Genomic DNA, 388 nt, shown 5'->3' with positions numbered 1-388 from the left:
CGTGAACTGAAATCAATTCACCAACGTTTTCAGCTGCAGCTGCTCCAGCATCTGTTGCAGCTTTGACTGCGCCGACATCTCCACGAACCATTACAGTTACCAAACCAGCACCGACTTGTTCTTTACCAATCAAAGTTACGTTAGCGGCTTTGACCATTGCATCAGCTGCTTCGATTGCGCCGACGAGTCCTTTTGTTTCTACCATTCCTAATGCATTTGCGTTTGCCATGTTTATTTCCTCCAATTATTTTCTTGTTTTTAATTTTATCCGAAAGTCTGTAATCTTATTCTTGATGAGGCAAGATTACTTCCACTTCAGCATGTGGACGTGGGATTACGTGAACTGAAATCAATTCACCAACGTTTTCAGCTGCAGCTGCTCCAGCAT

At 43.3% G+C, this 388-nt stretch carries 1 protein-coding gene and 1 pseudogene; both read right to left on the bottom strand.

Annotated features, from left to right (window positions below):
- The coding region (locus tag AX677_RS03100) for a BMC domain-containing protein (protein WP_060976130.1) at nucleotides 1–229 on the bottom strand (229 nt) is incomplete at its 3' end.
- Between the two features lie 55 nt (nucleotides 230–284).
- Nucleotides 285–388 (bottom strand): annotated as a pseudogene (locus AX677_RS03095) (ethanolamine utilization protein EutM); the annotation flags it as partial.

It is taken from the genome of Streptococcus sp. CCH8-C6, assembly GCF_001557225.1.
GTDB classification, from domain to species: Bacteria; Bacillota; Bacilli; order Lactobacillales; family Streptococcaceae; genus Streptococcus; species Streptococcus sanguinis_C.
Note: the sequence above shows the minus strand (reverse complement) of the source record. Positions and strands in the feature narration are given on the sequence as shown.